The sequence below is a fragment of the Enteroscipio rubneri genome, from assembly GCF_963929405.1.
GTDB classification, from domain to species: Bacteria; Actinomycetota; Coriobacteriia; order Coriobacteriales; family Eggerthellaceae; genus Enteroscipio; species Enteroscipio rubneri.
On sequence record NZ_CAWVIN010000002.1, the window covers coordinates 521,944 to 547,365 of the forward strand.

The 25,422-nt window shown below is 61.8% G+C and carries 19 protein-coding genes; 11 read left to right on the forward strand and 8 right to left on the reverse strand.

Translation table 11 applies throughout. The features are described 5' to 3' along the window. The first annotated feature begins 26 nt into the window (after window positions 1-26). On the forward strand, window positions 27-1,382 hold the full coding sequence (locus tag ABGT83_RS05640) for a CaiB/BaiF CoA transferase family protein (protein WP_346686399.1): 1,356 nt from the start codon (window positions 27-29) through the stop codon (window positions 1,380-1,382). Between the two features lie 15 nt (window positions 1,383-1,397). On the opposite strand, the gene ABGT83_RS05645 is transcribed toward ABGT83_RS05640, so the two are convergent. Next, entirely contained in the window at window positions 1,398-2,186 is a 789-nt protein-coding gene (locus ABGT83_RS05645; RefSeq protein WP_103264348.1) for an enoyl-CoA hydratase/isomerase family protein, read from the reverse strand. Window positions 2,187-2,430: 244 nt separating this feature from the next. Between ABGT83_RS05645 and ABGT83_RS05650 the strand changes: the two genes are divergently transcribed. Then, entirely contained in the window at window positions 2,431-3,987 is a 1,557-nt protein-coding gene (locus ABGT83_RS05650) for a GGDEF domain-containing protein (protein ID WP_346686401.1), read from the forward strand. Window positions 3,988-4,064: 77 nt separating this feature from the next. Here ABGT83_RS05650 and ABGT83_RS05655 read toward each other — a convergent pair whose 3' ends face one another. Next, window positions 4,065-4,655, reverse strand: coding sequence for a hypothetical protein (locus tag ABGT83_RS05655; RefSeq protein WP_346686403.1), 591 nt, complete (start codon window positions 4,653-4,655; stop codon window positions 4,065-4,067). An 8-nt stretch (window positions 4,656-4,663) separates the two neighbouring features. Between ABGT83_RS05655 and ABGT83_RS05660 the strand changes: the two genes are divergently transcribed. Next, window positions 4,664-5,314, forward strand: a complete 651-nt coding sequence (locus ABGT83_RS05660; RefSeq protein WP_346686405.1) for a hypothetical protein — start codon at window positions 4,664-4,666, stop codon at window positions 5,312-5,314. An 80-nt stretch (window positions 5,315-5,394) separates the two neighbouring features. Here the strand turns inward: ABGT83_RS05660 and gdhA are convergent, their stop codons facing one another. The 3 genes from gdhA to ABGT83_RS05675 form a co-directional block, all read right to left on the reverse strand. Then, window positions 5,395-6,726: an NADP-specific glutamate dehydrogenase gene (gdhA, locus tag ABGT83_RS05665; RefSeq protein WP_103264351.1), complete on the reverse strand. Its 1,332-nt coding sequence runs from the start codon at window positions 6,724-6,726 to the stop codon at window positions 5,395-5,397. Between the two features lie 265 nt (window positions 6,727-6,991). Further along, window positions 6,992-7,603, reverse strand: a complete 612-nt coding sequence (locus ABGT83_RS05670) for a hypothetical protein (RefSeq protein WP_346686407.1) — start codon at window positions 7,601-7,603, stop codon at window positions 6,992-6,994. Between the two features lie 245 nt (window positions 7,604-7,848). Then, complete coding sequence (locus tag ABGT83_RS05675) at window positions 7,849-9,249, reverse strand: MFS transporter (protein ID WP_103264353.1); 1,401 nt, start codon at window positions 9,247-9,249, stop codon at window positions 7,849-7,851. Between the two features lie 517 nt (window positions 9,250-9,766). On the opposite strand from ABGT83_RS05675, the gene ABGT83_RS05680 reads away from it, so the two are divergent. Next, window positions 9,767-11,197: a helix-turn-helix transcriptional regulator gene (locus ABGT83_RS05680; RefSeq protein WP_346686409.1), complete on the forward strand. Its 1,431-nt coding sequence runs from the start codon at window positions 9,767-9,769 to the stop codon at window positions 11,195-11,197. Between the two features lie 99 nt (window positions 11,198-11,296). Here ABGT83_RS05680 and ABGT83_RS05685 read toward each other — a convergent pair whose 3' ends face one another. Both ABGT83_RS05685 and ABGT83_RS05690 read right to left on the reverse strand, forming a co-directional pair. Beyond that, window positions 11,297-11,518: a 4Fe-4S dicluster domain-containing protein gene (locus ABGT83_RS05685; protein WP_103264355.1), complete on the reverse strand. Its 222-nt coding sequence runs from the start codon at window positions 11,516-11,518 to the stop codon at window positions 11,297-11,299. A gap of 59 nt (window positions 11,519-11,577) precedes the next feature. Beyond that, window positions 11,578-13,656 (reverse strand): FAD-binding protein, encoded by a 2,079-nt coding sequence (locus ABGT83_RS05690; RefSeq protein ID WP_346686410.1) that lies wholly within the window; start codon window positions 13,654-13,656, stop codon window positions 11,578-11,580. Between the two features lie 358 nt (window positions 13,657-14,014). Here ABGT83_RS05690 and uvrC point away from each other — a divergent pair, with 358 nt between their 5' ends. The 4 genes from uvrC to whiA are packed head-to-tail and all read left to right on the forward strand — an operon-like array spanning window position 14,015 to window position 19,520. Further along, entirely contained in the window at window positions 14,015-16,441 is a 2,427-nt protein-coding gene (gene uvrC, locus ABGT83_RS05695) for an excinuclease ABC subunit UvrC (protein WP_346686411.1), read from the forward strand. 4 nt (window positions 16,442-16,445) lie between these two features. Then, window positions 16,446-17,474, forward strand: coding sequence for an RNase adapter RapZ (gene rapZ / locus ABGT83_RS05700; RefSeq protein WP_346686413.1), 1,029 nt, complete (start codon window positions 16,446-16,448; stop codon window positions 17,472-17,474). Between the two features lies 1 nt (window position 17,475). Beyond that, window positions 17,476-18,609 (forward strand): gluconeogenesis factor YvcK family protein, encoded by a 1,134-nt coding sequence (locus tag ABGT83_RS05705; RefSeq protein WP_239926277.1) that lies wholly within the window; start codon window positions 17,476-17,478, stop codon window positions 18,607-18,609. After that, window positions 18,588-19,520, forward strand: a complete 933-nt coding sequence (gene whiA / locus ABGT83_RS05710; protein ID WP_103264358.1) for a DNA-binding protein WhiA — start codon at window positions 18,588-18,590, stop codon at window positions 19,518-19,520. The genes ABGT83_RS05705 and whiA overlap by 22 nt, the downstream gene beginning before the upstream one ends. 87 nt (window positions 19,521-19,607) lie before the next feature. On the opposite strand, the gene ABGT83_RS05715 is transcribed toward whiA, so the two are convergent. Further along, entirely contained in the window at window positions 19,608-20,555 is a 948-nt protein-coding gene (locus ABGT83_RS05715) for a LysR family transcriptional regulator (RefSeq protein ID WP_346686415.1), read from the reverse strand. A 230-nt stretch (window positions 20,556-20,785) separates the two neighbouring features. Between ABGT83_RS05715 and ABGT83_RS05720 the strand changes: the two genes are divergently transcribed. The 3 genes from ABGT83_RS05720 to ABGT83_RS05730 are packed head-to-tail and all read left to right on the forward strand — an operon-like array spanning window position 20,786 to window position 25,382. Beyond that, entirely contained in the window at window positions 20,786-23,923 is a 3,138-nt protein-coding gene (locus ABGT83_RS05720) for a molybdopterin-containing oxidoreductase family protein (protein ID WP_129588469.1), read from the forward strand. Further along, entirely contained in the window at window positions 23,923-24,501 is a 579-nt protein-coding gene (locus tag ABGT83_RS05725; protein WP_346686417.1) for a 4Fe-4S dicluster domain-containing protein, read from the forward strand. The genes ABGT83_RS05720 and ABGT83_RS05725 overlap by 1 nt, the downstream gene beginning before the upstream one ends. A 2-nt stretch (window positions 24,502-24,503) precedes the next feature. Further along, entirely contained in the window at window positions 24,504-25,382 is an 879-nt protein-coding gene (locus tag ABGT83_RS05730; protein ID WP_157938920.1) for a DmsC/YnfH family molybdoenzyme membrane anchor subunit, read from the forward strand. The last annotated feature ends 40 nt before the right edge of the window (window positions 25,383-25,422 follow it).

Below are 25,422 nucleotides of genomic sequence, written 5' to 3' on the forward strand. Positions count from 1 at the left end.
ATCGGAGATGCAAACAGGAGGATGCTATGGGTGGATTGAAGGGGCTGAAGGTAGTCGACCTCACCGTGTTCGCGGCGGCGCCAGGGTGCGCGCGTCTGTTGGGCGAGCTGGGGGCGACAGTATACAAAGTCGAGCGCGAGATCGGCGATGACCAGAGGACGCAGGGTGTGTCGTGGGGCATGAAGTTCAAGACCGATGCCGATGACGCAGCATTCGATTGCGGCGGTTTCAACCGTAAGTGGGTTTCGTTGAACTTGAAGACCGAGAAGGGCATGGAGGTCATGATGCGCCTTCTGGCTGACGCCGACGTGTTCATCACGAGCAATCGCACCCCGGCGCTCCGCCGCTTGGGACTTGACTACGAAACGCTCCACGAGAAATACCCTCGGCTCGTATGGGCGCAGCTGCGTGGGTACGGCGAACGCGGCGAGATGGCCGACGAGCAGGGATTCGACGCGATAACATACGGTGCACGTGGGGGAGTAACCATGAGCTTTCCGAACGCGGGCGAGCATTTCGAGGTGGGCAACTGCCCCGTTGCTTTCGGCGATTGGAACTCCTCGAACGCGCTTGCCGTGGGCGTTTTGGCGGCGCTCTGGAACGCCGAGCGCACCGGGGTGGGGGACAAGGTGGTGACGAGCCTGTACCATGTCTCCAACTGGGGCATGATGAGCGCGATCTGCGCTCAGCAGCAGGGGCAGCCCCACCCGAAGAACCGCGCCGAGGCTCCCTGTCCGACCAACAATAGCTACGTTACATCCGACGGCGTGTGGTTCGTGATGTGCTTCGGGAACTACAACAAGTTCCACCGCAAGGTGTTCGAGAGTATTGGAATGGATTCGCGTTACTGGGAGGATCCGGAGTACAACAGCCTCGAAGCTCTCGCTCGTAACGGCAAGAACGTCGAGGTCATCGCCGAGATGGAGCGAATCTTCAGGCAGAGGACCTGGGCGGAGTGGGAGCCGTTGCTCGTCGAGCGGGAGCTGGCGTGCGAGCGATGCCGAACGGTGGCCGATGTCCTGGAAGATCCCGAGGCGTTCGCCAACGACCAGCTGCGTCGCGTGCAGTACGACGATCAGGGATACGGCTCCGACAACTCCTACACTGTGACCACTGCTCCCGTGCGTCTGGCGAGCCTTGGGGATCCGGTGCTCTACCGGTCTCGTCCCGTGGGCTATGACACGCGCGAGGTATTGGAGGAGCTGGGCTTCTCCAATACTGAGATTGATGAGGCTGATGCCGAAGGAGCGGTTCGCTGCTATGCCGGTGCGCCCATGCCCGAGAGCGTGCTCGCACCCAGCTACGGCATCAGCCCCGCAAACGCCGCCGAGGCCGCCGAGATGGCAGCCGCCCGTGCGGCCGAGGAGGCGTCCTCGCGCTAGCAGGCGCCTCGCTGGCTATCTGCCGCTCCAGGAGGGTTCGCGCTTCTCCGCGAACGCTCGCGGGCCCTCCTGCGCATCTTCGGTTGCGTTCACGAGCTCTTGGTAGCGATCCATGATCGCCCAGCCTTTGCCAGGGCATAGGTCGTTTTCGGCCGCCGCCTCCTTCATGGCGGCCTTCGAGTATTCCACGGCCAAAGGCGCGCTCTTTACGATGCCTGCGGCAAGCTTGCGTGCCGCAGGCATGAGCTCTTCTTCATCGACGACGCGGCTCACGAGTCCCCAGTCGCACGCTCGTGCCGCATCAATGTTGTCGCCCACCAGGATCAGCTCGGCAGCGTATTTATGGGGGATCTGCTGCATGAGCCGCAGGATGGCGCCGTCGCCGGTGGATGCCCGGCCGTGGCGCGCCTCCGGAAGCCCGAAGACGGAGTGCCGGCTGGCGATGGCGATGTCGCAGGCAAGCACAAGGCCCATGCCGCCGCCGACGCACACGCCGTTTACGGCGGCAATGAGCGGCTTTTTGAACGCATGCTTCGACATGCCGAGCAGCCCCCAGTCCTCTTTGCCAGGCGGCAGATGATAGGTGCCTGCAGCGAGTTCTTTCAAGTCGGCGCCTGCACAAAAGCACGTGCCAGCATTCGTGAGAATGCAGACGCGCTGCGTCGGATCGTCGTCCCAGCGCTCCAGCTCGTTGGAAAGTTCCTGCATCATGAGCGAGCTCATTGCGTTGCGCGCCTCAGGGCGGTTCAACGTGATGGTCAGCATCCCATCGCGTGCCTCGGTTCGTATCGTCTCATATGCCATAGCCGTTCCTTCCCCCTCGTTTGTGTCCTTTATTGTAGGTCAAGGCAGCCGACAAGGCTATGACAAGCCGGCTGCAGTCTCGGATTCGGAGTGGACCTGCGGGTCGAAAGCGGCTTGCGACGCGATCGTCCGGACTCCGGCGACCCCGCCCTGTCGTCGGTTCTCGATGCAAGGGGGTGACCCCGGGGGGGGGGTGCTGTTATGGTATGCTGATCTTATCTGCCTTCAGAAGAAGAGGAGCTGCATGGCGGAAGATTCCAGCACATCACGAGGGCGTTCGCGATTCTCGTTCAGGCGGATGGCCGTATGCGGCGTTCTGCTTGCGCTCGCTTCCGTCGTGGCCGTGTGTCTGACCGGTGCCGTTATTGCGGTGTACGATATGCAGCACGAGGCCGATGTGACGCTTGCGGCAGCCCAACCTCGCATAGAAGACCGCATCGATGAAACGTTCAAGCTGCTCGAGACACTGTCCGAACATCCTACGCTCTCCGATCCCGACGTCGATGTCATGGAGAAGGTGAATCTGGTCGACGCAGTGAACGAGCATTTCGGGTTCTTTTTATTGTGCTATGTCGACGAAGACATCAACGTGTGGGATGCCACGGGAGCCGCTAGCCTGGCCAGCCGTTCGCATATGCAGCGCGTGTACTCCACCGGCCAACGCTACGTCACCGACAGCTTCGTGGCGGGCGCGGACGGAACGACGCTCAACTACACCATCATCGTGCCGTTGCGCGACGAGCAGGGCGCGATGACGGGCTCGGTGTTCGCGTCCATATACTTCGACGAGATCATGGCCATGCTCGACGACAGCCTTGCCAGCTCCTATGTGAAATCCCTGGTGATCGGCGGTAAAGGGCAGGTTATGTCCGCCACTTCGGGTTTCGTGTACGACGACCCTTTCCTCGATCCTATCCGTGACTCTATCGCCTTCGGGATGACGGCCGACACCGTGCAGAGCGAGCTGCTCGCGTTGAATCCGGTGAGCTTCTGGACTGTAAACGGCTTAGATGTGAAGTACTACACGGTCGCTCCCATCGCGGAGACCGAGTGGGATGCTGTGTGCGCGACGAGTTTCTGGGAAGCCTACTCCAAGGTCATGTGGGCTATCTCTCCCCTGGCGCTTGTGGCTGTTGTCTTGATAGCCACGGCCTTCCTTATCATGAGGCGCAGCTTCATGCGGCAGATGCAAGAAGCGCGCACGTTGGAAAGGTCGGTGTCGGAACTGCAGAAGAAGCTCTATAGCGACGATCAGCCCGCCGACGCCGGCATAGCCGACATCCTCGAGCTCACTTCTTCGGGTCTTTCGGACGGCCTGACGGGCACGATGACGCGCTCCGTGTTCGCCAGCCGTTTGCAAAACGTGCTGGAGAACGCCGACGACGGCATCTACGCGCTTTGTTTCATCGATCTCGACGATTTCAAGCATGTTAACGACACGTTCGGCCATGCGACCGGCGACGTTGCACTCAAGAGCGTCGGGTACCTTCTACGGGAGTATGAGCGTCGCTACGACGGGCTGGTGGGGCGTTACGGCGGAGACGAGTTCACGCTGCTCATGACCGACTTCGACGATAGAAGCGAGCTGTATCGCGTTCTCGAGGAGCTCACGAGCAGCTTGCATGCAGACGTCCAAACCACCGGCTCCGCATTCTCGGTTCACTGCAGCGTGGGCGTGTCGGTATGGGATCATCAGGCGAGCGCAGACGAGCTCATGAAACAAGCCGACAGCGCGCTGTATCGCGTCAAGCAGCGCGGGAAGGAGTCGTTCTGCATCTACCAGGACGAGGAACGGTCATGAAACGGAAAGGCCTTCGCGGCGCTGTTGAGTTCGCGGCGTTCTCTCTTGTGGTGATTGCAGCGTGCGCTGCGCTTGGACTATTCGTTTATGGAGAAGTGGAGAACGCCCGCAGACACGATGCGGACAACGTGTTGGCTTCCTTCCAGCAGACCATTACCTTGAAGCTGCGCGGCGATCTGAGCCAGACGAGCGATTTCGTCGCCGCTCTCAAGGTGGATCCCGACGATGAATCTTGGTTGGCCGCCTCGGCGGCCGAGTTGCTCGAACGCGACGAGGCGATCTACATGGGATACGTGGTGGACGAGACGATGCGCTATGCGTTTCCTGAGGATCGGTTCGCCGACTTGGTGGGACGCGATCTTACCCAGTTCACCTATGTCTATACGCTTGCCAAGTGGATCGACGGATTCGTTGTCGAAGGCCCGGTCGAGCTCTCGAACGGTATGCAGGCGTTTTTGTTCATCGAACCAGTGGACGTCGATGGTGCGTATTACGGTGAGATCGCGGTTGGCTTGAAGGCGGAGTACGTCATCGACCAGCTCGATCTTTCGATGCTTGAAGACGAAGGTTACCTCTATGAACTGTGGGCGGTCAGCCCTCAGGACGGTCGCAAAGACATCATCGCCGTTTCGAACGGGGGCATGATTTCTCTCACGGGGCCAAGACATCCTTCGACATGCCCACCCAGTGGACGCTGTCCATCATGCCGGCAGACGGCTGGGTTCCGCAGTCGTGGATGTTCTGCATTGCGGCGTGCTCGGTCGGGTTCGCGCTGCTCGTCGTCGTCGCCGCGTTCATGGCTCTGCGCATACGCCGCATGCGCCAGCGGATCGAAAGAGAGAAGCGCATCGACCAGGAGACGGGGATGTTCACCTACGACGGCTTTGTCGAGACGTTCGATAAGGCAGCGGGCGGCTCGGGGGAGCCGCTCACACTGATCTGCCTGATGGTGGACGATTTCGAGAAAACGGCGTTCGCCATCAGTTGGGAAGCGCGCCGCTGCTATCTGGGGAAGGTGCGTGAGGAGATCGATGCCGTCGTGCACAGCAACCATGTGGAAGCCCGCATCGGCAGCGGAGCCTTTGTCGTTGCCGTTCGCGAACGGATCGAAACGCATGCGCTCGCGGACCTAATGCGCGCGCTCGAGCTGGCTCTCATGTGGAAGGTCCGCATCGACGGAAAGAAGACGTTCTGCCGCGTGCGGTCGGCGGCCGTATACTATCCAGAGGATGGCGCCGACCTGACCGCTCTTGTGGAGCGCACGATATCGCTGCTTGAGCGCGATAAACCCGAAAGTTGCGCGCCGGCACGGAAGCGCCAAGGTTAGGCTTCCTGCGCTACCGGAACCACGAGAGCGGCCCGCGAACTGGCGGGCCGCTCTCGTATTCGCCTTGTATTCCGCTTGTCCTACACGATGCCCTGGGCCATCATGGCGTCGGCGAGTTTCTTGAAGCCGGCGATGTTGGCGCCCATGACGTAGTTGCCCTCGTGGCCGTACTCGCGGGCCGCGTCGTCGGCCGCGTGGTAGATGTTCTTCATGATGCTCTGCAGCTTCGTGTCAACCTCCTCGAACGTCCAGGACAGACGCTCGGAGTTCTGGGACATCTCGAGGCCGGAGGTGGCCACGCCGCCGGCGTTGGCAGCTTTGCCGGGACAGAAGACCACGCCGTTGTCCATAAGGTAGTCGGTGGCGTCCATCGTGGTGGGCATGTTCGCGCCCTCGGCGACGATCTTCGCGCCGTTGGCCACGAGCTGCTTGGCGTCGTCGATCAAAAGCTCGTTCTGCGTGGCGCAGGGCAGGGCGATGTCAACAGGTACACTCCACACGCCGCGGCCTTGTGTATATACGACGCCCTCCTTGCGCGCGGCGTATTCGGAGATGCGGCCGCGCTCCACTTCCTTGATCTGCTTCACCAGCGCGAGGTCGATGCCTGCCGGGTCGTGGATCCAGCCGGTGGAGTCGGAGAGGGTGACCACTTTCGCGCCGAGCTGCTGCGCCTTCTCGGTGGCGTAGATGGCGACATTGCCCGAGCCGGACACGGCAACCGTCTTGCCCTCGAAGGAGTCGTCATGGCAGTTCAAATACTCCTGAACGAAGTAGACGAGCCCGTAGCCGGTGGCCTGCGTGCGCGCCAGCGATCCGCCGTAGGACAGGCCCTTGCCTGTGAGCACGCCTTCCCACACATTCTTGATGCGCTTGTACTGGCCGAACATGAAACCGATCTCGCGGGCGCCTGTGCCGATATCGCCGGCCGGCACGTCGGTGTCGGCGCCGATGTGGCGGAACAGCTCGGTCATGAAGCTCTGGCAGAAGCGCATGATCTCCATGTCCGATTTGCCCTTGGGGTCGAAGTCGCAACCGCCCTTGCCGCCGCCCATGGGCAGGGTGGTCAGGCTGTTCTTGAAAATCTGCTCGAAGCCGAGGAACTTGATGATGCCGAGGTTCACCGATGGGTGCAGGCGAAGCCCTCCCTTGTAGGGCCCCAGGCAGCTGTTGAACTGCACGCGATAGCCGCGGTTGACGTGCACGTTGCCTGCGTCGTCGGTCCAGGGCACGCGGAACATGATGACGCGCTCGGGTTCGACGATGCGTTCGAGCAGCGCCGCCTTCTCGTAGGCGGGATTCGACTCGATGACCGGCTCGAGTGAGGTGAGCACCTCGGTGACGGCCTGAATGAACTCGGGCTCGTTGGGGTTCTTGGCCTTCACCTGCTCGATGACGCGTTCGACATAACTCATCTTCGTGGGACCTCCTTCAGGGGGAAATGCGCTAACCACTCTATTATAAAGAGGGGGACGGTCGGGAAATCGTTATTTAAAGAACTTGAAACAAAAAGATTCGAGAACGGTTGTGGATGTGGAGGACGATGGTCGCGCAAGCCGCAAAGCCGCCCGACTGCAAGTCGTGTGGCTTTGCGGCTTGCGCTTGAGAGCTCGATGCGTGGGATCGTGCAATTCATGCGGACGAGAACATGTACTCATGTCCGGTTGCTTGTAAGCCGAGCTATCTCTTCTTGATGACCTTCGTGACGCGTTTCGCCTTTTTGAGCGTGGGCTTCTCGCGTTCGACCGCAGCCATCGTGGTGAAAACAAGCGCCGCCAGGACGATGTTGACCACGGATACGGGGTCGGGCACGTGCACGACCAAAAGCGCTGCGAGCTCGTAGAGGATCGAGCCGATGCCGATCACCGCGATTATACTCGTGATAGCTCGCGGGCTGCGCTTATCGTACATCCAGTTGAAACCGATGAAATTGGCGCAGAAGCTCAGAAGCGCCGTGAAGAGGCAGAGCAAGCCTTCGACCCGGAGCAGGAAGGCGAAATCGTAGCCGTTCAGCTGTGTTCCGCCTCTCATTTCCACGTCGAGGTTGCCGACAAGAAAGAACTCCTGATTCTGTGCGTAGGCGAAAACCGTGCAGAAAATGCCGATCAGCACGGCGATGATAGCCCACACAAACAGAGCGTTGAACAGGCGATGCATCCTCGTTCGGATGCGCGTCATAGGGTAACCGTCATCGCCGATCTCGACACCGTCGGCATCGAACCAGACAATGTGCGGTTTGCGCTCGGGCTTCGGCTCGTCAACGAGCCCGGTCTTCTTTTTCTTTCGTGCCATAGAAGGCGGCCTTCCTTCTTGTCGCCGAGGTTTCGGAATAGGTGCTAACAGGGATCATGGTACCAAAAGGCGCAGGTTGTTCGGTGCGCGATCGCATTCTGCGGCGCGTTCACCGCACAAACGACAGCTTTCTATCTGGTGTCCTGCGGCGCCGTGGCGCTTTCGGCTGTCCGGGGAAGAGAAGAGGGCTTCGATGCACGAAGCCCTCTTCTGGGAAACGTTGTTCGAGGATGAAGAAAAAACGTTTACTTGTCCAGCAGACCCTTGGTGATGTCCTCAAGCGTACGACCGCGCGTCTCGACGCCGAAGATCGCAAGCCAGATGGCCATGAAGATGGCCAGCGCGGAGTTGATAACGTACGCACCGAGCGTGCCCATGGGGCTTGCCACGAAGAACGCGATCCACATCGGGCTGAAGATACCGCCCAGACGACCGAAGGCGTTCGCCACACCGGCACCGCGAATACGGCAGGCGGTCGGGAACGGTTCGGACAGATAAATCGCCGACGTGGTGACGGAGTTCGTGAACGTGCACACGCACACGAGGAATCCGAAGAACATGACCAGAGCAGGCTGGTCGGTCGGCAGCATGGACCAAATGGGACCCAGGATGGCGATCAGAACGAAGGTCACGATCAGGATGGTCTTGCGGTTGACCTTTTCGACGTAGAACGTCAGAAGGCCGACGCCCACCGGGATGCCCAGCTGCATGACAACGGTCATGAGCGTGGAGAGGCCCGTGTCGAAGCCGTTCGCCTTCAGGATGGTCGGCGTCCAGGAAATGACCGTGTACACCAGGACGTTCATGACGAAGCAGAGGAACATGGCCGTGAGCGTGCGGGTGATCATCTTCTTGGTGAAGAGGAACTTCCACGGCAGCTGCGTCACGTTCTCGGCATGCTCGCGGCGCTCGATCTCTTCGGCGGGGACTGGCGGAAGCGCCACGCCCTTGGAGGCGATCTTGTTCTCGAGGTTCGACACGATCTTGCCAGCTTCCTCGTTGCGGCCCATGAGGGCGAGCCAACGAGGCGACTCGATCAGGTAGAAGAAGCACAGCACCATCACGACTGCACCGAGGACGCCGCAGAAAACGAACACCTCGCGCCAGCCGGCGATCGGCAGGATGATGAGGTTCATCACAGAAGCGAAGAGCGTACCGCAGTTGGCGATGAGGCCGACGTAGGACTGGTACTTGCCGCGCTTCTGTGGAGGCGTGAACTCGGTCAGCGCCGAATAGCCCGCCGGGAACGCGGCACCAAGGCCGACGCCCATGAAGAAACGGCATCCGGTGAGGAAGTTCGCGTCGGGAGAGGCGGCTGCCACGAAGCAGAATACGGTGAAGAGGCTGCCGCAGACGAGAACCGCCTTGCGACGTCCGATACCGTCGGAGATGGCGCCGGCCAACAGGCCGCCGATCAGGTATCCGACCATCGTAATGGAGTTGAAGAAAGCGAACTGTTCAAGCGTCATGAAGCCCTGATCTTGCAGGACCATGCCGATGGGTCCGCCGACACCCATATCGACAGAGTCGCAGAACGTGAGGCCGGCAAGCAACCACATAACCTTTTTGTGGAAGCCGGAGATCGGGATGCGGTCAAGACGCGCTGCGATTCCGTGGAACGAAGTGTTCGCATCAGCTGAAGCCATTACAATCACCTTCCTTTCTAAAATCCGCCCTGGCGCAACGACAGGGCACGGGGGATGGGGTTCCTGCAACCGTCGCAGGGAGCGGGGATGCAAGATGGGAGTGGGAGTTTCATCCTCTTGAAACGTCTCCGGGTACGGCTCCGACCGAATTGAGGGTACTGCGTCTCTCGCAACAGTTTCGCAACAAAGATTGCTTCCTCCCCTTATTTGTGATCGCGAACCGCAGTGTATTATAGGGAGATTCTAAGGATTATCAACACCTTTACGGACATTTAGAACGTTTTGGGTGATTTCTTGAATCAGCATCTCATTCCGATTGAATGCGTTTCCCGAGGGGACGCCCTCGAGGGGCTTCAGGTTGTCGTTGGCTGCGCAAAGCGTTCACGCCGTTACCGCATCGCTTGCGCAGGGTCGCCGCCGCAGAAGCCTCCTTCGATCCGCCAAGGAGGGTGCAGGGGCGGGGCTCATCTTCGGGCGTGCTACAATATGAAGTGTCCGAGGGGGAGTTGGAGGGGTTTTGGCGACGACGAGTAAGGCCGCATTCAATTCGACGCGGGCTTGGGAGCTTGCCGGATTGGCGTTTTTGTGGCCGTGTCTGCAGTCCTCGGGTTTCTACCCGCTATCGGTGGTTCCATCGATAGCGTCGATGGATGCTGCGACGGTTGCTTTTTTCCATCTGTGCTATTCCATCGAGTTGATCGTCGCTTTCGCCGTGATGATCGCGCTTCGAAGGCGGCTCGAAGCCCTGTTCCGATCGAGTCGGACGATCCCCGTGCTCGGCGGGTTCCTTGGCGCGGTCGGTCACGCTCTCCTGATCGCCTGCGAAGCAGGGTCCTCCTCTTCGCGCATTCTCATTATGGCGGGCATGCCGCTTGTCGCGACATTCGAAGCTGCGTTTGTACTGCTCTGGGGGTGTCGGCTCTCAAGCGATGGCGGAGGCCGGGCGGTGCTCGGTATTGCCATCTCGTTCGCGGCATCGCAGCTGGGGCTGATCGTGGTTTGCAGCGGTTTTTTGCCCTATGCGCCGTTTCTTCTTGTGTGCGCGGTTTGTACGGGAATGTGCGCGGCTTTTTCGGCGCGTGGCGCGTCATTGTCGCGCACGTTCGATCTATCGTCCATGCGACAGCTTCCATGGCGCATGGCTGCGCTCATGATGCTGCTCGTCTACTTTTGCGTCGTCTACGTCCGTCTGCGGATTCCCGAGTTCTCGGGGGATGCGTCGATGTCCAGCAAGCTGTTCGCATCGGTTTTGTGCTTGTGTACTTTTTCCGCAGTGGTGCTCTGTCTCCGACGATTCGCAGATCCGGAGAGCGGGCTCGTTGTGGTGTTCATCATCTTGGCCAGCGTGTATATGGTAGGCCTTTTGATGGTCGCCCTCTTCCCCGACGACGGAAGCGTGCTCGCGCGGCGCGTGTTGATTGCCGGTGAGCACTGCGTGGAGGTTTTCATCTGGATGACCTTCGCTTACGCCGCCGCCCGCAAGCGTTTGTCCGCGGTCCTCGCATTCGGCATCCTCGGTATTCTCTTAGTTGCTTTGCCGTGGATGCTCTCCTTCGATTTCCGCTATCTCGTGCCCATCGCGGAAAGCGTCGTATCGAGCGATGCCCTCAATTCGGTGGTGACGGTGGCGTTGTGCGTGACAGCCTTGGGAACGATCGCGTACCTGAGCGTGTATGCGCTGCAAATCGCCCGGAAAGCTTCCGAGGATGCTCATTCTTCGCACAACGAAGCCGCAAAGAGGGCTTTCGCGAATGTGGGACTGACGGAACGGGAATTGGAGGTGGGGGTCCTAGTTTACCGCGGCTACAGCGCGAAGCGGATTGCCGAGATGCTCTACGTTTCTGAGCCGACGGTGAAAAGCTACACGTCGCGCGTATATCGCAAGATCGGCGTCCATTCGAAGCAGGAGCTGATCGGCTTCGTGGATGGGCGGGATCTTTTCATGTAGCGCGTCCTCTCTCGTATCGCGCCGGTGCTGTTCTGTGAGGCGAACGGGCCGCCGAGCCTCGGTTTGGCCCTGCGGCCCGTTCGCCTCGCGTCTGTTCGATTATCTGCCGTAGTTGATGCCGAAGCTTACTTCGGCATCTTGCAGGCCGATGGAATCGGTGGGGCAGTTGAGCCAGCATTGGCCGCAGGTTTGGCAGCTTTGCACGTAGGCTATAACCGACTTCATATGGTCGGCGTCCATGCGGAAGACGTCCATAGGGCACACGTTCACGCATGTCTCGCATCCGATGCATGAGTCGAGGTTTTGACGAATGACTGACATCAGGCCATCCTTTCGTTCGTGGTTTTCTTCTTGTGTGAGGATCGGTTCAACCGGAGAGGCTAGTTTGCCTCGGGGTAATGCAGCTTGGCGTCCAGGGGATTCTGCGGCACGGGATAGCGGGCGAGGTAGTCTGCGTTCACGTCGCCCGTCCAACGTTCGGGCAGATCGACCTTGCCCCATGAAATGCTGCCGTCTTCGCCTTTCGTCATGGTGAGGAAGTACAGGTACTTGTCGTCGCGCGACGGATAATCTTTGCGGTAATGGTGTCCGCGTGATTCTTTGCGCTCGAGTTTCGCGCGCACTTTCAGCTCCATGGCGAGCAGCAGGTGCTCGGCTTCGTGAGCCTGCCGCAGCGCGTGTCCGGACTGGGCGTAAATCTTGTCTTTAACGAGGTCGCGCAACGTGGTGATGTTCGTCAGCGCCGCGTTGAGGGTCTCTTCGGTCGCACCTCCCCAGTTCATCCATCCCGGAGCCATGATAGAGTGCAGCACTTCCTTGATCCATTCGGGATGGTAGCCGCGCTCCAATGTGGTGGGCTGCAGCGCCTTTTCCTTGAGCTGATCCACCGCGGCTTGCGGAAGCGTCACGTCGCCGACGCCGTCGGCGTACTGGGCGGCGTAGGTTCCGGCATGGAAGCCCTGCACGCTCATGAAGCTGGAAGTGGAGCCGCGCTGGGCTCCGTAGCAGGGCCCTCCGACGTAGCAACCGTTGGTGCCGTCGCCGGCGGCATAGAGGCCGGGCAGGCCGGTCGCGCAGGTGAGGTCGTCCACGCCACACCAGATGCCCGCCGCCGTGTGCACACTCATGCCGACGGCGGCTCCGTAGACGTGCCCCTTCGGCAGGGGGCTGGTCATCTTGCCTTTGCGCGGATCGCTCTCGTTGCCGTTGGTGCTGGCGACCGATGCCGCCGCCCCGCTCTCTTCGCCGTCCATGAGCGTGATGTCGTTGTATTCCAGGTTGAAGCCGTTCGCGAATTCGGTGTAGCGCTCGTTCACCTTCTTCTGCTTGCTCATCGATTCCGCGCTCACGGTGCCGCCGGTCGGCCAGACGGGCTCGAGGTAGGGGTAGGCGTTGTTGGTGAGGGAGTTCGAAGGCGCGTAGCTCGTGGTCATGTGGAAATCCTCGAACTCCAGACCCGTGATGGGCAGGCCGTGGTTGTAGCCGATCCACACGCCATCATAGGTGTCGGAGCCTATCGGATAGCCCATGGGCTTGATCACGCCGTTGCCCGTGGCCAGAACGACCGCCTTCGCGGCGATGGAGACGAACGTCTCGCTTTGGTAGTGCAGGCCCACGGCGCCCATGCAGACTCCGTTCTCCTCCACGATGTCGGTGATCATGATGTGATCGAGGGTGGTCACCCCGTTGTCGTCGAGGACCTGGCAGAACACGCGGCGACGGTCGGGAACGGAATTCTTGTAGCCCTTGAGGTCGTCGTGGTAGATGTTACCGTCAACCCAGAATTCGGTGTCGGCGGCGCGGTCGTAGGATTGGATCCAACCCCATTGCTGCAGGCGTTCGAACGCCTCCTTCGACTCCGCGCACCACGCATCCTCCCAATTCAGATTCGCAAAGCAATCGCAGCTGTTGCGCATGTAGTGATCCCAGGTATCCATATCGGCGTCCAGCTCGGGATCGTAATAGGCCGTGCAGCTGGGCCATGCGGAAAGCCCGCAATAGCCGGGAGTGCCTTTTTCGGCGAGGATGACGCTCTTGCCCGCTGAAGCCGCGGCGTAGGCGGCATTCAGGCCGGTGAGGCCTCCGCCTACCACGAGTACGTCGCAGGTGTATTCGGTGGTGGGTGGAGCCTCGACGGCGGGTGTCGGGTACTCGCCTCGTCGCGGCAGGTAGGTGATATCGGCGGTGGTGTCGGGAACAAGCCCATCGGCGCTTGCGGTCATGCGGGTATCGCTGGCGAATGTTCCCGGTCCATCGGAGTCGGCGCCGTCCGCCTCGGAGCTTTTCTGCGGAGCGCATCCGGCCAGGCCGAGCGTTCCCATCGCTCCGATCGCACCCGCTGCCACGGTCGCATTGCGGATAAACGCCCTCCTTGAGACGCCTGAGCCGCCCGGCACGCCTGAGCCGCCCGGCACGCCTGAGCCGCCCGGCGTTTCTAGTGGTTGAACGGTTTTCTTCATAGTGATCCCTTTCGTTTCTCGACTTTCCGCTGCGTTGGAGCGCGAACCCCCTCGCCGCAGTGCAACCATAGGAAAAGCGGCTCAAGCGGGGAATATACGTTTCGTATATTTCGCGATCCTATACAAAGCGGATGGCGTCGAAGCGCTTCTTTCTGCCGAGGCGTGCGTGCGGCGGACTCCTCGCTGCTGTGCGTGTAGCAAGGAAGCGGCTTGTCCGGCGAAAGGTCGCGATTGCGGCGAAGCCCGCGGGCCGAGAAAAGGAGGCAATGATCCCCGATCGCGTGTTTCACGTGAAACATTTGTTTGCCGAATGAGGAGCCACAAGGCGACGCGTCGAGGGTTTGCTATACTGGCGGCTATGGACGATCTGCATGAGAGCGCCTGTGAAGGCGAGTCGATAGAAGAGGGACACGGCGGCGGCATCCTGGGAGGCGGCGGCTTCGTGAGCGATGGCGGAGGCGGCGTGGAGCGCCTCTTCCCGGATGTCGTAGCGAGCGTTCCCGACGGCAGCATCGAAGCCTCCGATGCGGGCGGCTTCGAGCGCTGGGACGCCGACGAACCAGCCGATACCGAGGCCGCCGAGCGCCTCGAGCGCGAGGGCCGCCGCCGGCCCGCGCTCAACCGCGCCGTGCGCGAGCGCGGGGATGGCTCCGCCGACGATGCGCTCGCCGCCAAGCTCGAGCGCATCAAGCAGGAGCTGAACGCCGTGCCCACGCTGCCGGGCGTGTACCTGTGGAAGGACAAGTCCGGCCAGGTCATCTACGTGGGCAAGGCGAAGCAGCTGCGCGCTCGCATGCGCCAGTACGTGAACTACCAGGACGAGCGCGCGAAGATCCCGCTTCTGGTCGACCAGATCGACAGCTTCGACTACCTCGTGGTGGAGAACGAGCACGAGTCGCTCGTGCTGGAGAAGAACCTCATCAACCAGCATGCCCCGTTCTTCAACGCCGACTTCAAGGACGACAAGTCCTACCCCTTCATCGCGCTCACGAAGGGCGACGTCTTTCCCGCCATCAAGTACACGCGCGAGAAGCACCGCCCCGACACCAAGTACTTCGGCCCCTACACCGACAGCCGCGCCGCCCGCGACATGGTGGACATCGCCCGCCGCGTCGTGCCGCTGTGCGCCACGTCGTGCGCCGATTGGCGCGGGCTCAAGCGCCGCCTCGACAAGGACCCGCTCGCCCTGCTCGACCGCGACGCGCGCCCGTGCTTCGACGCGCACGTGGGCCTCGGCCCCGGCGCGTGCTGCGGCGGCATCACGCCCGAGGAGTACCGGGTCAACGTCAAGCGCATCGAGCGCTTCCTTGCGGGCCAGCACCGCGAGTTCGTCGACGAGCTGACCGAGGAGATGCAGACCGCCGCCGCCGAGCTCGACTTCGAGCGCGCGGCGCGCATCAAGGCCCGCATCGACACGATCAACAGCCTCACCGACAGGCAGCACGCGGTGTCCACGCGCAACCTCGACGCCGACGTCGTGGGCCTGTTCCGCGAGGAGACGGTGGCGGGCGTGCACGTGTTCATGGTGCGCGAGGGACGCATCATCAACTCCAACGAGTTCGTGCTGAACCGCGGCAAGGACGTGCCCGACCAGGACCTGCTGCACATGTTCCTCCTGCGCTACTACGACGCCACCACCTCCATCCCGCACGAGGTCATCCTGCGCGATGAGCCCGAGGACAATGACGCCATGGAGGCATGGCTCACGGAGAAGCTGGCCAGCCCCCATGGCGCCAAGGTACGCATCTGCGCTCCGCAGAAGGGCGAGAAGGCCGAGCTCGTTGGCATGGCCGAGACGAACGCGAAGCACACGCTCATGCGCTACAAGGTGCGCACGAACTACGACGACAAGCGCATCAACAACGCGCTTCTGCAGCTGGAGAGCGCGCTCGCCCTCGACGAGCCGCCCATGCGCATCGAGTGCTTCGACATCTCCACCATCCACGGCTCCTACACGGTGGCCTCGATGGTGGTGTTCACGAACGGCAAGCCCGACAAGAATCAGTACCGCCGCTTCAAGATCAAGACGCCGCTCGACGAGGCGAACGACTTCCTGTCCATGCAGGAGGTCATGAGCCGCCGCTACGCGCCCGAGCGCATGGCCGACGAGCGCTTCGGCAGCAAGCCCGACCTCATCATCCTCGACGGCGGCAAGCCGCAGCTGTCGGCGGCGCTCGAGATGTTCGAGCAGATGGGCATCGACGACATAGCGCTGTGCGGCCTGGCCAAGCGCGACGAGGAGCTGTTCGTGCCGTGGCAGGACACGGGCCCCGTCGTGCTGCCCAGCGGCTCGGCGTCGCTCTACCTGGTGAAGCAGGTCCGCGACGAGGCGCACCGTTTCGCCATCACGTTCCACCGCGAGCTGCGCGGTAAGGGCATGACGGCCTCCATCCTCGACGACGTGACGGGTTTGGGCCCGGTGCGCAAGAAGGCGCTGCTCAAGCACTTCAAGTCCTTCAGGAACCTGAAAGGCGCCACGCTCGAGGAGATCAAGGAGGCGCGCGTCGTGCCGAACGAGGTGGCCGAGGAGCTCTACCGCGTGCTGCAGCAGTATAATAACGAGCGGAAGGACGAGCGCGTCGTGGGAGGCGAGGTCGACGAGGTCGTCCGCGCGCCCGCCATCGATGCGACTGACGGCCTGGACGCTGCCGATGCGCTCGACGAGCGTGCGGCCGCCTGCCCGCCCGCAGGCGAGGGCCCGGCCGGCACCTGGTCGCCTGTCGTGGACGAGGCGGTACGGGTTGCCGTGCAGGGTCGCAGCGAGCAAGAAGACATGGAAGGATGACGGTATGGCTGATGTGAATGCCGGATTGGCGGACATGCCCGAGTTGGTTGTAGTGAGCGGCATGAGCGGAGCGGGGCGCACCGAGGCCATGCACGCTTTTGAGGATCTAGGTTACTTCTGCGTCGACAATCTGCCCTCGAGTCTTATCGGCAACTTGCTTGAACTCACCGGAATGCCGGGCCAGCCTGATGCAAAGCGCCGTCTGGCCGTCGTGTGCGATGCTCGCAATCGCGATTTCTTTACAAACTTGAACAGCGAGCTGAAGAAGCTCAAAGCGCTCGGCATCTATTATAGGGTGCTCTTCCTCGATGCTGACGACGAGAAGTTGGTTGCGCGCTACAAGTCGAGCCGCCGCCGACACCCGCTTTGCACGGACGGCTCCTCCATCGCGCAGGGTATCGAGCGCGAGCGCGACTTGCTGTTCGAGTTGCGCGAGAGCGCCCATCACGTGGTAGACACCACCGACATGCTCCCTGCGCAGCTCCGCGCGACCATTCGGGCTCTGTTCGCACCCGGTTCCGAGCAGCAGGGACTGTCGGTGACCGTCTACTCGTTCGGGTTCAAGCATGGTGCGCCGCTCGACGCCGACCTCGTCATGGACGTTCGCTTTCTGCCGAATCCCTACTACGAGCCGCAGCTGCGTGGCCTCACGGGCCTCGATAAGCCGGTTCGCGATTTCGTGCTGTACCGTCCCGAGACCGAAGAGTTCGAAGCGCGCTGGCGGGCGCTGCTCGACTGCGTCATGCCCGGCTACGTTGCCGAGGGCAAGCAGCAGCTCGCCATCGCTGTGGGATGCACCGGTGGGCAGCACCGCTCTGTTGCGCTCGCGGAGTCTACAGGCGACTACCTGAAGACGAAGGGCTACCGCGTGAGCATCGCGCATCGCGACCTGGCGCTTGCCGAGGGCGCCGACGGGCGCCTTGTCGCCGATCCGCGAGCAGCGGCGCCCGGCTCGTTCGAGGATCCGTGCTCCACGGGGCCGGCCTCGGACGATTCTGCGAGTCGCGTGCCCTCGCCGGATTCGAAGGCATAGGATGTCGACGATGGAAATGCCTGCATTCAGTCATGATCCTTCAGCTACCGCTGCGTTCGCGGCGCTCGAATCCGAGCGTTCGGTCGTCGTGCCTGGCGAGCGCCTCCGTGCTGTCGTCATAGGTGGCGGCACGGGCGCTCCGGTATCCATCAGGACGCTTTTGTCCATGGGATTGGAGACGAACGCCGTCGTGGCGATGGCCGACGATGGAGGCTCCACCGGCATCCTGCGCGAGGAGGCCGATGTGACGCCGCCGGGCGACGTGCGCAAATGTATCGCCGCCATGGCCTCCGATGCGAGCGATCCGCTCACGCGCGCATTCAAGTACCGATTCTCCTTCGCACGCAACCATACGCTCGGCAATCTCATGCTCTCGGCGCTCGAGGATGCGGCAGGATCGTTCCCCGAAGCCGTCGCCATCTGCGAGCGGCTGCTGAACGCGCGCGGGCACGTGTACCCCTCCACGCTCGATCGGGTGACCCTTGTCGCGCGAACGCGCGACGGCCGCTACATCGAGGGCCAGGCGGTCGCGTGCCATTCCCGCACGGCGCTTGATCAAGTGGCGCTCAGCGCTGCCGATCGCATCGTTCCCTATGCGCCGGCTCTCACAGCCATCCGCGAGGCCGACCTCATCGTGTTGGGTCCGGGATCGCTCTTCACATCCATCATCCCGAACCTCCTGGTACCTGGCGTCGTCGATGCCATTCGCGCTTCGAAAGGCGCTACCTTGTTCGTGTGCTCGCTCGCCGATATGCAAGGCGAGACGTGGGGTCTGACGGCACGCGAGCATGTCGAGGCTCTTATGGATCACGGGATGCAGGGGCTCGTGGACTACATGCTGGTTCATACTGTCGTACCCCTCCGGCCCGATAGCCCGGCGACGGGTCTGTTCAGCGCTGTCACGGGCGCAGAACCAGAGCATGCCTCGACATCTGGGATGGACGATGCGGTGCTGTCCGGGCGCATTCGCCCTGTACGCGTGAGCTATCATGACGTGCAGGCCATTCAGGCGCAGGGACCGGTCGTTATTGCTCGCAACCTGGTGGATCCGATCCGTCCGACGTGGCACGACCCGAAGGCTCTGCGCGACGCGTTCTCGGGGGTGTTGAAGCTATGTCGTTCACGTCGGAGGTAAAAGACGAGCTCGCACGCGTTCCTCCGGCGTGCACGCATTGCGAGAAAGCGGCGCTTGCCGCACTCGTGCGCATCGAGGGGACACTGTTCCTCAGCGGGCAGGGTGCCTATCGGCTTGAGGTGGCCACCGACGCTCCCGGCGTCGCACGTCTGATTATCAGACTCCTTCACGAACTCTACCATGTTAAGACCCATCTCACCGTGCGTCGCAGCGTGCTGCACAAGACCCCGAACTACTTGATCGAGGTGCCGTCGCAGCTGCATCTGGCCGAGTCCCTCGCGGATATGGGAGTGCTTGCCGACGACGGCGGACTCGAGATGGGGGTCAAGCCCGACCTTGTCGAGAAGCAGTGCTGCTCGGCCGCCTACCTACGCGGTGCATTTCTAGGCGGCGGGTTCGTCGCCGATCCGCGCGGCGATTTCCACTTCGAGATCACGGTCGAAAACGAGGCTTTAGCCGAAGGCATCGTGGAGCTGCTCGACCAGAAGGGCATCAAGGCGCGCATCATGCAAAGGCGCAGTTCCTACATGGTCTACCTCAAAAGCGGCAGCGCCATTCTGGAGTTCCTTGCCTTTACGGGCGCACATCAGAGCGCGCTCGCTATGGAAAACGCGCGCGTTATCAAAAGCGTCCGCAACGATGTGAACCGCATGACGAATGCCGAAGTGGCGAATCAGGCAAAGGCCGCGAGTGCGTCGGTGGATCAGCTGTTCGCCATACGCGTCGTGCTCGAGGCTCACGGTATGGAGAACCTGCCGCCCGCCTTGCAGGAGTTCATCAGGTTGCGGGTGACGTACCCCGATGCCACGATCAAAGAGCTTGGTGAACGCGCAAACCCGCCGCTGTCGAAATCGGCGGTCTACCATCGCGTGCGCCGCATCGAGCAGATGGCGAAGGAGGCGCGAGGGTAGGGCGCTCTTCGGGATACCGACGGACTTGATGCGGCGAGGCGGCGCACGCGCGGGCTCGCCGTACGCCGAGCCCGCCGGTCCCGCAACTCACACACGTCCACGCGCAAGCCAATGAGCGTTGATCGGACAGATGCTTTCCGAGATGTTCAGCAGTACCTCCCGAAAGATCGTGATCTGGTCGGCCTGCTCGTTCTTGCGCCAGATGAGGTGGTAGGGGAAAGCCGCGTCAGGCTCTTCGATGGGCAGGGGAAGGTAGTCATCCAGCGAGCCGGGAAAGAGCCGCTTGGAGAAATTCGAGCGCGGGGTCACCAAGATGCTTTCCTCCAGATTCGAGAACGAGAAATCGCGCGTTGAGTCGGCGAAGATAAGCTCTTGCTCGACAACGACGCCATGGCGGCGGAAGAACTCGTCCACGGCAAGGGTTCCGCGCGCGAAGCCGAGGCCGCCGATGGGGTGTACGACCAACCGTCCCTCCAGATCATGCACGGATATTGCTTCGCGATCCGCCAGCGGGTGCTGGCGACTCACGATGGCCACCAAAGGCACCGTTGCCAGAATGCACGAATCGCAGCGCGGATCGGTCTCTTCGTCTTGCAGGGCGACCTCGACAAACAGATCGATCTGCCTCGACGCAAGCTGATCGAAGGGCGACTGGGTGCCGCAATGCGCCAAGGAGAGCGTGAAGCCGGGATCGTGCGCAGCCAGATATGCTTTCGCCTCGGACACCAACCTCACCATAGCGTCGTCCTCGATGCTCCCCGCCAGGCGGACTTCGCGCGTCGCGGATCTCACGTGCCGTTTGGCCTCATCGTAGAGATTGAGCATCTTCTGCGCGTCGATGCTGAAGACGCGCCCCTGCGAGGTCAGTTCGATCCCCTGGAGGTTGCGTTTGAACAGCGTGCAGCCGAATTCCTTTTCAAGCGCGGCCATGTGCTTGCTCAACGAGGACTGCGTGAGATTGAGATACTTGGCTGCTGCGGTGAAATTCATATGCCGAACAACGACGAGAAACTCGTTCAGATAGCTTGAATTCATGTCCCTCTCCCCGCGAGGCGCTTCGTTTTGGAATGGCATGATTCCATTGCGCGATCGCATTGCGCTCGAATCGTCATGTCTTTGATTCCCCTTCTGGTAAGTATAAATGATTTCAGAGGCATCGTCGTGAAAGGGGGACGTGCCAAAAGACAGCGAATACGAGCAATCTTGAGGCTCGGGGGGATTCGAGAGGCGCTCTGAGCCGTCGATCGAAGAGGAGGAGATGCAACTTGTCAACGAATACCATGAGTCGGCGCACATTCGCCAAGGTGGGCGTCGGATCGGCCCTCGCCGCGGTTCTGGCTCCGGGCTCACTGACCGGATTGGAGCAGGCGAGCGCCGAAGAGCTCAATGCCGACAACGGAGAGGTCAAGCGCATCCGCAGCCACTGCCGCGCCTGCGGAAAGATGGAATGCCCGATCTGGGTCAGCGTGAAGAACGGGCGTGTGATCAAGATCGAGGGGGACGAGTCGGCTATTTCGTCGCATGGCAACTGCTGCTGCAAAGGCCGCGGCGCCATGCAGGCACTATATCATCCCGACCGCATCAAGTACCCGATGAAGCGCACGAATCCCAAGGGTGAGGATCCCGGCTGGGTGCGCATCTCGTGGGATGAGGCCATCCAGCAAGCGGCCGACGGGCTGAGGAAAATCGTCGAGGATCCGAAAAACAACGGGTGGCATTCCATTAAGATTCTGCACGGCACCGGCCGTACCACCACATACGCCACCGAGAGTCTGCCGGCGGTGGTGGGGACTTCCAATCAGGGCTCGACCGCGGGGCAGGTATGCAAGGGTCCGCGTATTGCAAGCGGCGCGATGATCGCCTATGCATCTCCGCACTGGGTGGCCAGCAACGATGGTGCGAAGTGCTTCTTCCAATGGGGTACCAACCAGGAGGTTTCGAACTACGACACGGCCGGCAAGGTGGCCGCTGAGATGAAGTCCAATTCCGAGGTGTCGATCTGCGTTGGCCCGCGGCTGCAGAATCTGGGCAAGGAGTGCGACTATCAGCTGCATCTTCGGCCCGGCACCGATGATGCACTTGCGCAGGCCCTGATCAACGTCATCATTCAGAATAAAACCTACGACGAGCTGTTCATCAAGCGCTGGACCAACGGCCCCATGCTCGTGGTGGACGATCTCGAGCCGAGCGGGTTTGCATGGACGAACAAGTACGAGATGCCCGGCGCCTATCCACTCAATATACGCACCCGTCTGCTCAAGGAGAGCGATATGGTGGAGGGCGGTTCGCCGCAGAAGTTCGCGGTGTGGAACGCCAGGCAGGGCAAGGTCACCTTCTTCGACGCGCCGTCGGGTTTGTGGGAAGGCGAGACGGGCCCGACGTATCCCGACCCGGAGAAGGACTGCGAGGTGCTGCATCCCAGCTACCTGACTCCCGAGGACGACAACTACGACGACACCGCTGCTTTGAACACGATCGATCCGGGCTTTCCCGAGGCGCTTAACCTCGACCCGGCGCTTGAGGGGGAGTTCGAGGTCACGCTGAAGGACGGCAGGACGGTCAGGGCCGTCCCTGTGTGGCAGCGGTTCGCCCAGCGCGTGGCGTACTGGACGCCCGAGCGCGCCGCCGAGCATTGCTGGCTTGACGCCGACCTGATCCGCGAGACGGCGCTTGCCTACAGCAAGGAGCCGGGCATGGGCGGCATCATGTACAACCTACCCATCGAGCATACTGGCAACGCGACCGAGACGTGCCGCACCATCTTGTGCCTGAGCGGCGTCACCAACAATATCGACACGTTCGGCGGCAATCGCGGAAGCGACCTGCTCTACTTCTTGTACAACACCTATTTCCAGTACCATACGCCCTTTGTCGACAATAAACTGACGCCGGACCAATCGGGCCAGTGCGCCGGCGCGGTGGGCGAGGACGGCACGCCGGGCGCGGGGCGCTTCCCGCTCATCCCCTGGGCCGGCCAGGTGGGCAACGCAGCTATCTTCCACGATCAAACCACCTGCACCGACCAAATCATGTCGGGCAAGCCCTATCCCATCCGCGGCATGATCTCATGCACGGGCAGCCACTTCCATTCCGGCAACGCCGTTGCCAACTGGGAGGCATTCAAGACGCTCGATTTCTACCTGGGCTGGGAGCTGTGGTGGACGCCGACCATCGAGCTTGCCGACATCGTCTTGCCGGCGCGCCACTTCTTGGAGAATACGTGCGTGCGCGCTTCGCAGAACGGCGAGGGCGGTTTCGGAGCCATGGTCAAGATCGTCGAGCCGATGGCTGAAAGCAAGTGGGACAGCCTCTCCCTCATCAACGAGCTGGCTCCCGCGCTCGGCGCACCCTGGTGGCCCGCGGATAAGTCGCAGGTCCCGTTCCTCGGGCAGTTCGGCGACGCGCAATGGCCAACCGAGGAGCAGGCGCTCGACATGTCGGTCATCACCATGAAGCCCATGGACTTCATGGGTGGACACGTCATGCAGGCGGGCGGCCCGACCGAGCTGGGGCTTGACGGCGCCCCGTTGCAGTTCGACAGCTACCAGGATTTCTGCGACAAGTTCCAGGAGCATGGGCAGTGGTCGCTCAAGAAAATGTCGCCGTTTGGCTATTACAAGCGCTATCTGTGGGGTTGGCTGCGCTCGGTTGAGGGGTACTTCGATTCCGAGAGCGAGGACTTCATGGTGACCGGTAAGCCCGGTCCGCTCGGATTCCCCACGCCGACGGGCAAGTTCGAGTTGTGGTCGACCGTCTTGGAGTCATACCCCGCCGACACGCAGGGCGTGGAGCGCGAGGTCGGCCTTGAGGACGATTACCTGGCGGCTCTGCCGATCGTGCGCGAGCCCTACGAGAGTCCCTATCAGACCCCCGAGGTCTACGAGGAGTATCCGCTCATCATGACCACCGGGCACCGCAACCCACTGTACTTCCATAGCGAAGGCCGTCAGCAGCCCTACATGCGCGAGCTCTACCCCGTGCCGCATTTCCAGATTCACCCCGACACGGCCGCCCAGCTCGGCATCGAGCAAGGCGACTGGTGCTGGATCGAGTCGCGCCGCGGAAGGGTCCGCGAGACGGCCGATCTGTTCGCCGGCATCGACCCGAGGATCATCGAGGCGGATCACGGCTGGTGGTATCCCGAGCTGCCCGCGCCGAAACACGGCTGGGATCTCTCGAACGTCAACGTCCTGGTCGATCAGTACGCCCAGGACCCCGTTCTGGGCAGCACGACTCTGCGCGCCTATCTGGTGAAGGTTTACAAGGCTACGCCGGAGAACTGCCCGGACGGCCATGTGGTGCCGCGCGATCCCGACACCGGGATCGAGATCATCACCTCGGGCGACGATCCGCGTCTGAGGGAGTGGATGCCCCTGACCGAAGAAGAGAAGGAGGCGCTGTAATGCAGTATGCGATCGTAACCGAATGCAACAAGTGCGTATGCTGCTATGCATGCACGGTTGCCTGCAAAGTGGAGAACAACCCGCCTCTGGGCAACCATTGGACGAAGATCCTGCGCGTCGGCCCCAATCCCATCAACGAAGGCGATACGTTTCCCGACGTGGAGATGTACTACCTGCCGATGAAGTGTCAGCACTGCCGCACGCCGGAATGCGTGAGCGTCTGCCCTACGGGCGCCTCGCAGAAGCTGGAAGACGGCACCGTGCAGATTGACAAAGAGAAGTGCATCGGATGCCAATTCTGCGTGATGGCGTGCCCCTATGCTGTGCGCGCGCTCAACAAGGAAACGAAGGTCGTCGAGAAGTGCACGATGTGCGAGCAGCTGATCGCGGCCGGCGGGCAGCCGGAATGCGTGAGCGCCTGTACCGGAGGCGCCCTGCACTTCGGCGACCTCGATGACGCGTCGAGCGAGGTATCAAAGCTGGTCGCCGAGGCGGGCGACAGGGCCCATACCCTGCCCGACGTCGGCAACGGGCCGACAAACATCTATATCCTCGACAAGCAGAAATGGAGGCTGTGAACATGGAGCTCCAGTGGCCTCTCGTAGTCTTCACCACATTCATATGCCTTTCCGCCGGGACGTTCGGGTTCATCTCCGTCGCCTCGATGAAGAAGGAGTATGCGCGCATACAGCTCCCCGGCCTCATTACGGCGTTTGCCGCGCTCGTGATCGGAGGACTGGCAAGCGTTCTGCACCTCCAGACGCCGGCGCGCTACTTCGGCCAGTTCGGCAATATCACGTCGGGCATCAACCAGGAGCTCATCGCGCTTGGCCTGGTTGCCATCACCATGGTGGTCTACTTCGTGCGGCTCAGGCGAAAGGGCGATGTCGGAAGGGCGGTCAAAGTCGTCTCGGCGCTGCTCTCGGTCGTGCTCGTGCTCGTGATGAGCCATTCCTACATGATGGCGTCCATGCCCGCATGGAACACCATTTTGCTGCCGCTGTACTACCTGTTGGATGCCGCCTCGCTGGGAGCGCTTGTCATGGCGCTGCTCATGGCCGTCTGCACGGAGGATGACACGGCTTGCTCGAAGGCGATCGTCGTCGCGATTGCGGCCGTCGTCCTGCTCGCGCTCGCAGTCGTGGCCTTCGCTGTCTTTTTCTGCTCGCTTGCCGGCGCCGGATACACGCAGGCGATGCACGTCGATCTGCTGACGGTGCCTCCTGTCGATCCCGCCTCGATTGGCGAGCGGATGCTCTCGGGCGATCTTGCCATGCTGTTCTGGGGCGGCGTCGTGGCGGTGGGACTCGTCCTTCCGCTGGCGGCCCTGGTCGTCTCGCGCAAGGCACCCCGGGCAAGCGTTGGGGCGACGGCGACGGCGGTCGTCCTGGTTCTTCTGGGCGGGCTGGCCTTCCGCGCGTTGCTCTACTGCGCCGGCGCCTCCCTGCTGGTTTACTGACATTGAGCGATTCCGCGCGCCCGCCTGCCACGCGCACGGG